The sequence below is a fragment of the Aeromicrobium sp. 50.2.37 genome (assembly GCF_024655735.1).
In the GTDB taxonomy this organism is placed as follows: Bacteria; Actinomycetota; Actinomycetes; order Propionibacteriales; family Nocardioidaceae; genus Aeromicrobium.
The window spans coordinates 1-5,858 of record NZ_JANLGG010000052.1; the positions used below are offsets into that span (position 1 = coordinate 1).

Annotated in this window: 4 protein-coding genes and 1 pseudogene; 4 read left to right on the forward strand and 1 reads right to left on the reverse strand. The window is 73.3% G+C overall.

Annotated features, from left to right (window positions below):
• Nucleotides 1-386 (reverse strand): annotated as a pseudogene (locus NUV38_RS16955) (hypothetical protein); the annotation flags it as partial.
• Nucleotides 387-469: 83 nt separating this feature from the next.
• Between NUV38_RS16955 and NUV38_RS16960 the strand changes: the two are divergent.
• From NUV38_RS16960 to NUV38_RS16975, 4 genes are read left to right on the forward strand one after another with little or no spacing between them, the layout of a single operon-like run.
• The gene (locus NUV38_RS16960; protein ID WP_308219710.1) at nt 470-1,972 is read left to right on the forward strand and encodes an aspartate aminotransferase family protein; all 1,503 of its coding nucleotides are present in this window, start codon (nt 470-472) and stop codon (nt 1,970-1,972) included.
• Nucleotides 1,969-3,291, forward strand: a complete 1,323-nt coding sequence (locus tag NUV38_RS16965) for a lysine N(6)-hydroxylase/L-ornithine N(5)-oxygenase family protein (protein ID WP_257730237.1) — start codon at nt 1,969-1,971, stop codon at nt 3,289-3,291. The genes NUV38_RS16960 and NUV38_RS16965 overlap by 4 nt, the downstream gene beginning before the upstream one ends.
• Nucleotides 3,288-3,938, forward strand: a complete 651-nt coding sequence (locus NUV38_RS16970) for a GNAT family N-acetyltransferase (protein ID WP_257730238.1) — start codon at nt 3,288-3,290, stop codon at nt 3,936-3,938. The genes NUV38_RS16965 and NUV38_RS16970 overlap by 4 nt, the downstream gene beginning before the upstream one ends.
• Entirely contained in the window at nt 3,935-5,788 is a 1,854-nt protein-coding gene (locus tag NUV38_RS16975; RefSeq protein ID WP_257730239.1) for an IucA/IucC family siderophore biosynthesis protein, read from the forward strand. The genes NUV38_RS16970 and NUV38_RS16975 overlap by 4 nt, the downstream gene beginning before the upstream one ends.
• The last annotated feature ends 70 nt before the right edge of the window (nt 5,789-5,858 follow it).

A 5,858-nucleotide genomic window follows, 5' to 3' on the forward strand; every position in this document is an offset into this window, starting at 1 on the left:
GCGGCGGCCAGCGGCTTCCCGGCGAGGTCGGCGCGACCGACCACCTGCGCGAGGCGCGCGGCCAGGCGCTCGACGTCGTGCCCGACGAGGGCGGGACCGAGCGCGTCGCGGGCGATCGCGAGCCGCTCGGCCAGCACGGCCTTCGGGTCGGCCATCCGCCACGCGTCGGGGACGGCCCGCTCGACGAGTCGCGGGGCGAAGCCGTGGAAGGCGGCCACCACCACCGGGGCGGTGGGGGTGCCGAGGGCGCCGGCGCGCGAGGCGGCGTAGCCCATCCAGTAGCCCTTCAGCCCCAGGGACTCGTAGCGGGACTGGGCATCGGGCGCGAAGTAGACCACGGAGTGCACGGCCTCGATCGAGCGCCAGAAACCGGTGAGCGGGTGCACGGGCGCCTCCGAGGGTGAGGTGTGACGTGGCTCCCAGCAGGTTGCCGGGAGGGTCCGGATTTGCTTAGGTAAGGCTTGCCTACATGACCTTCGGGGGAAGGAGCACGGTGGACGACCACCTGTTCAGCCCGGCCAACGCCGAGCACTATGCCACGACCATGCGCGCCGGGCTCGACGTGCTCACCGAGCACCTCGGCAGCGTCCGGACGCCCTTCAGCGGTCGCTCGGTCACCGACGTCGCACGCGCCGTCGACGCCGTCGACCTGGACCGGCCGGTCGACGTCGACGTCGCGCTCGCCGAGCTCCGCGACGTGTACCTCGACGACGCCGTGTGGTTCCACGACCCCGGCTACGCCGCGCACCTGAACTGCCCCGTGGTCGTCCCGGCGCTGCTGGCGGAGCTCTTCGTCTCGGCCGTGAACTCCTCGCTCGACACCTGGGACCAGAGCGCAGGGGGCACGCTCATCGAGCGTCGGCTGGTGGACTGGACCGCCGGACGCATCGGGTTCGCGGTTCCCGCCGAGGGCGGGAGCGCCGACGGCGTGTTCACGTCGGGCGGCACGCAGTCGAACCTGCAGGCGCTGCTCATGGCACGCGGCGAGACCTTCCTGCGTGGCCACGTCGACCCAGGCCTGGCCTACGCCGACTCGCTCGCACGCTTCCGGGTGTTCTGCTCGACCGACGCGCACTTCAGCGTGCAGAAGGCCGCCACGATCCTCGGCCTCGACGCCGACGCGGTGGTCCCGGTCGCCGTGGACGCCCGGCACCGGATGGACCCGGTCTCGCTCGAGCGCGCGCTGCACGACACCCTCGCCCGCGGGCTCGTCCCCATGGCCGTGGTGGCCACGGCGGGCACCACCGACCTGGGTGCGATCGACCCGCTCGGTGCCGTCGCCGACCTGTGCGCCGAGCACGGGGTGTGGATGCACGTGGACGCCGCGTACGGGGGCGGGCTGCTCGCGTCGCCGCGACGTCGGCACCGGCTCGACGGCATCGAGCGGGCCGACTCGGTCACCGTCGACTTCCACAAGACGTTCTTCCAGCCCGTGAGCGCGAGCGCCGTCCTGGTGCGCGACGCGGGGGTCCTGCGGCACGTGACCTACCACGCCGAGTACCTGAACCCCCGCACGGCCGACCTGCCGAACCAGGTCGACAAGAGCCTGCAGACCACCCGCCGGTTCGACGCGCTGAAGCTCTGGCTCACGCTGCGCGTCATGGGCGCCGACGCGATCGGGCAGGGCTTCGACACCGCGATCGACCTCGCGCACGCGACGGCGGACTGGGTGCGCGAGCAGGACGACCTGCAGCTGCGGGCCGAGCCCGAGCTGAGCACCGTCGTGTTCCGCTACCGGCCCGACGGCCTCGACGACGACCTCGCCGACGACCTCAACCCCCGGATCCGGCGCACCCTCTGGGGCGACGGTCGAGCGGTCGTCGCCGGCACGAAGGTCGACGGGCGGGCGTGGCTCAAGCTCACCCTGCTCAACCCGTCCGCCACGCTCGAGGACGTCGTGGCCGTGCTCGAGCGGGTGCGCTCGACCGGTGAGGACCTGCTCGAGCGCGACCGCCAGGAGGTGGCCTCGTGAGGGGCCGGCAGGAGGTCCTCGACTTCGTGGCCGTCGGCGCCGGACCGTTCAACCTCGGACTAGCCGCCCTCGCCGAGCCCACCGGTCTGCGGGGCGTGGTGCTGGAGTCCCGCGACGACGTGTCGTGGCACGCCGGCATGATGCTCCCCGAGGCCACGCTGCAGGTGCCGTTCATGGCCGATCTCGTGACCATGGCCGACCCGACGTCGCCCTACTCGTTCCTTGCCTATCTCAAGCAGGCCGGGCGGCTGTACCCGTTCTACATCCGCGAGAGCTTCTACCCGCTCCGCCGCGAGTACGACCGCTACCTGCGCTGGGCGGCCGAGCAGCTGCCCGTGCGCCTGGGCCACCACGTCCAGTCGGTCCGGCGCGACGGCGACCTGTTCACGGTGACCGCGCTGACGGCCGACGGCCCCACCGCGCTGACGGCTCGCCACGTGGTGCTCGGCGTGGGCACACGTCCGCACGTGCCTGCCGCGGCGCGCGCGCTGCTCGAGGGTGGGCACGGTGGGACCGTCGTCCACACCGCCGACTACCTGCCGCGCAAGGAGGCGCTCCAGGCCACCGACTCGATCACGGTCGTCGGCAGCGGGCAGAGCGCCGCCGAGGTGTACCGCGACCTGCTGGAGGACGCCGGGCGGTGCGGCTACCACCTCACCTGGGTGACGAGGTCGCCGCGCTTCTTCCCGATGGAGTACACGAAGCTGACGCTGGAGATGACGTCGCCGGAGTACACGGCGTACTTCCAGGCTCTGCCGACGGACGTCCGCGACCGGCTGGTCGGCGAGCACAAGCCGCTCTACAAGGGCATCAGCGGCGACCTCGTCGACGACATCTACGACACCCTCTACCGCTTGAGCGTCGACGGCCCCGTCACGACCGACCTGCTGGCCGGCACCACGCTCACGTCGGCGTCGTGGGACGCGCCATCGGGTCGGGTCGGCCTGGAGCTGCGTCACGACGAGACCGACGTGCCGTTCCGCACGAGCACCGCGTCCCTCGTGCTGGCCACGGGCTACCGCGCCGGGCTGCCCGACCTGGTGGAACCGCTGCACGACCACGTCAGGTGGGACGAGCGCGGCCGGTACGCCGTCGCGTCGGACTACACGATCGACGCCGACCACCGGGTCTTCGTGCAGAACGCCGAGGAGCACACGCACGGCTTCGTCGCCCCCGACCTGGGCATGGGGGCCTTCCGGTCGTCGGTGATCCTCAACGCGATGGCGGGGCGGCAGGTGTACCCGGTGGAGGAGCGCATCGCCTTCCAGACGTTCGGGGCGCCCGCCGACGACCGCGCCCTGTCGGGGGTGGACCGATGAGGATCGGGCTGGAGCCGCTCGACGTCGACCGCCACGCGCCGCTGCTGCACGCGTGGGTGACCCACCCACGGTCGGTGTTCTGGATGATGCAGGGCGCGAGCGTCGACGACGTGCGCCGCGAGTACGCCGACATCGTCGCGAGCCCCCACCACGACGCCTGGCTCGGACGGGTCGGTCCCGGCGGGGGTGCCCTTCGACGGGGCTCAGGAACCACCGGGCCTGGGGGCACCTCCCGCTTGCGGGGGCGGGCGGCAGACGGTGCCGCGTCCTTCCTGGCCGAGACCTACGACCCGGCGCACTCGCCCCTGGCGTCGTTCCACCGGACGCAGCCGGGCGACCTCGGCATGCACGTGCTGGTGGCGCCGACGGACGCCCCGGTGCACGGCTTCACGGCGGCCGTCTTCGCAGCCGTCGTGCGGCACTGCTTCACGCTCGCGGGCCACGACGGCGTCACGACCCGCCGGGTGGTGGTGGAGCCCGACGCCCGCAACACCGCCATCCACGCGCTCAACGCCCGCGCCGGCTTCGTGGCCGAGCGCGAGATCGACCTGCCCGACAAGCGGGCGCTGCTGAGCACGTGCACGCGCGAGCAGTTCGAGGCGAGCGAGCTCGGAGCATCCTTCGACCCGACGGGAGACGCCGCATGACCCCCACCGCCCTGCTGGCGACGCCGAACACCCTCGACCCCCGAGTCCTGGACACCGCCGACCACCTGGAGCCGGTGACGCTCGAGCGCGCCCAGCGTCGGCTCGTGGCCAAGGCCCTGGGCGAGCTCACCCACGAACGCCTCCTGTCGCCCGAGCCGGTGGCCGACGCGGGCGGCTGGTGGGAGGTGCGCACCACCTCCTCGACGTGGCGCTTCCATGCCCACGTGCACGAGCCGGAGCACTGGTCGGTCGACCCGTGGTCGGTGCTGCGGTCCGACGGCACCAGCGACACCGAGGGGGGCGGGGCGACGCTGCCGGTCGACGTGCTCGAGCTGGTGGCCGAGCTGCACGACGAGCTGGGCATCCCCGACCACCTGGTGGCGGTGTACCTGGAGGAGCTGAGCGCCACGCTCGCGGCCGCCTGCTGGACCGACACCCACCACGCGCACACCGCCGACGACCTGCTCGACGCGGACCTCGCCACGGTCGAGGCCGCGATGCACGAGGGGCATCCCGCCTTCCTCGCCACGAACGGTCGGATCGGGTACGGGCTCGACGACTACCGCGCGTTCGCGCCCGAGACCGGCAGCCACGTGCACCTGGTGTGGCTGGGCGTGCGTCGCGAGCACGCCGTGCTGGCCCTGGGGGAGGGCCTCGACGAGGACGCGCTCTACGCCGACGAGCTCGACGCGGACCAGCGCGACGCCTTCGACACGCGGCTGCGCGACCTCGGTCTCGATCCCCGCGACTACCTGCTGGTGCCGGCGCACCCCTGGCAGTGGACGAACAAGCTGGCCGTGACCTTCGCGGCCGACGTCGCCCGACGCGACGTGGTGCCGCTCGGCACGAGCCGCGACGCCTACCGCGCGCAGCAGTCGGTACGGACGTTCCTCAACGTGTCCGACCCGTCGCGCATGTACGTCAAGACGGCGCTGTCGGTGCAGAACATGGGCTTCATGCGCGGGCTGTCGCCGCACTACATGCGTGGCACGCCCGCCATCAACGACTGGGTGCACGCCCTCGTCGAGGACGACGTCGAGCTGCGTCGATGCGGGTTCACGGTGCTGCGCGAGCGGGCCGCCGTCGGCTACACCGGTGGGGTTTACCAGCGCGTGGCCGGCGCACGCCGCGGGCCGTACCAGAAGATGTTCGCCGCCCTGTGGCGCGAGACGCCGCGGCTCGGGGCCGGCGAGCGGGCCGCGACCATGGCGTCGCTCCTGCACCGCGACCGTGAGGGTCGGAGCCTGGCCGTGGCGACGATCCGGGCGTCGGGGCTGACGCCCGCGGACTGGGTGCGCCGCTACCTCGACGTCTACCTGCGGCCGGTCGCGCACTGCCTGTGGGCCCACGACCTGGCCTTCATGCCGCACGGCGAGAACCTGATCCTCGTGCTGCGGGACCACGTGCCCGTGCGCGCGGTCATGAAGGACGTGGGCGAGGAGGTCGCACTGCTCGCGGGCGACGGACCCGAGGCGCACCCGCTCGACTCCCTGCCCGAGGCCGTGCAGCGCATCCGGGCTCGGGTGCCGGAGGGCCAGCAGGCGCTGGCCGTGCTCACCGACGTGCTCGACGGCTTCCTGAGGTTCCTCGCGGCGATCCTCGCCGACGACGGGGTGCTGTCGGGGGAGGAGTTCTGGGCCGCGGCGGCCGCGTGCCTGCGCGACCTGCAGGCCGACCACCTCGAGCTGGCCGCCCAGCACGCCCGGTACGACCTGCTGGCACCCGACTTCGAGCACTCGTGCCTGAACCGGCTGCAGCTGCGCAACACCCTCGAGATGGTCGACCTCGCCGACCAGGCGCAGTCGCTGCAGCTCGTCGGACGCCTCGCCAACCCCCTCCACGGCCGATGACCCCGGCCCCCGCCCCGGGGGGGGGGGGGGGGGGGGGGGGGGGGGGGGGGGGGGGGGGGGGGGGGGGGGG

Coding starts and splice junctions, on each gene's coding strand:
- NUV38_RS16960 (WP_308219710.1), top strand. CDS start 470: ATGACCTTCGGGGGAAGGAGCACGGTGGACGACCACCTGTTCAGCCCG.
- NUV38_RS16970 (WP_257730238.1), top strand. CDS start 3,288: ATGAGGATCGGGCTGGAGCCGCTCGACGTCGACCGCCACGCGCCGCTG.
- NUV38_RS16975 (WP_257730239.1), top strand. CDS start 3,935: ATGACCCCCACCGCCCTGCTGGCGACGCCGAACACCCTCGACCCCCGA.